The organism is Lysinibacillus odysseyi 34hs-1 = NBRC 100172, assembly GCF_001591965.1.
GTDB classification, from domain to species: Bacteria; Bacillota; Bacilli; order Bacillales_A; family Planococcaceae; genus Lysinibacillus_B; species Lysinibacillus_B odysseyi.
On record NZ_BCVX01000033.1, the window covers coordinates 1 to 1,049 of the forward strand.

Annotated in this window: 1 protein-coding gene; it reads right to left on the minus strand. The window is 64.0% G+C overall.

Annotation, left to right across the window (positions count from 1 at the left end; all coding sequences use genetic code 11):
• Positions 1–3 precede the first annotated feature (3 nt).
• Positions 4–954 carry an IS481-like element IS481 family transposase gene (locus tag BOD01S_RS22765; protein ID WP_005012067.1) on the minus strand — a complete coding sequence of 317 codons (951 nt, stop codon included), beginning with the start codon at positions 952–954 and terminating at the stop codon, positions 4–6.
• Positions 955–1,049 lie beyond the last annotated feature (95 nt).

Here is a 1,049-nt window from a genome sequence, read left to right on the forward strand (position 1 = left end):
CAGCTAGCTGTGAACTGTCAATAGGTTGTATTCGTCCAGGTTGAGTCTGGAGATGGGTACAGCGCGCCCGATGCCTTGGTGGGGTCGATGCCAGTTGTAGTGGTGTAGCCAGGATTTCATGGCATCGGCTCGGTGTTGGGAGTTCTGGTAGGTGTGAGCGTAAGCCCACTCACGCAAGGCCGACTGGATGAAGCGTTCGGCCTTGCCATTGGTCTGTGGGCGGTAAGGTCGGGTAAAGCGGTGCTTGATGCCCAGCTCATGGCACAGCGCGGCGAAGGCGCGGCTGCGAAAGGCCGAGCCATTGTCGGTGAGCAAGCGCTGGATGGTCACGCCCAGGCGCTGGTAGTAGGCCACTGCGTCCTTGAGGAACTGGACGGCGCTGGGGAAGCGCTCGTCGGGGTGGATGTCGGTGAAGGCCACGCGGGCGTGGTCATCGATGGCCACGAAGACGAAGTCCCAGCCGGCCCCCTCAACGGTATCGCGTCGGTTGCCCGTGACCCGGTGGCCAGGGCGCTGGATACGTCCCAGCTTCTTGATGTCGATGTGCAGCAGATCGCCGGGGGCCTGATGCTCGTAGCGCACCACCGGCTCGGCCGGCTCCAGGTCGGCCAGGTGCGACAGACCGGCGCGGGCCAGGACGCGGCTGACGGTGCTGGCTGACACGCCCAGCGCCTGGGCGATGCGCGCTTGGGTCAGCCGCTTGCGGCGCAGCTCCACGATAGCCAGCGCCTTGGCCGGCGCAATCGCTCGGGGCGAGACCGTCGGGCGCGAGGACGCATCGGCCAAGCCCGCCTGGCCCTGAGCCAGGAAGCGGCCCAGCCATTTGCGCACAGTCGGCGCGGTGACCCCATAGGCGCGGGCCGCTTCAGGCACACAAACTTGATGGGCGATCAATTGCTGGACCATTTCGAGTCGACGTAGGAAGGTCAATCGGGCATGCTTATGGGTGTTCATCCGGCCGGGCTCCTTGAGTGAACTGGGGGGGTGGCGATTTCCAGTTTCTCAAATCCGGTTCGGATGAACCATGCATACAACCTATTGAATCTTCA

Bases quoted from the DNA above. Each gene is read 5' to 3' on its own strand.
- BOD01S_RS22765 (WP_005012067.1), bottom strand. From the start codon at position 954: ATGAACACCCATAAGCATGCCCGATTGACCTTCCTACGTCGACTCGAA.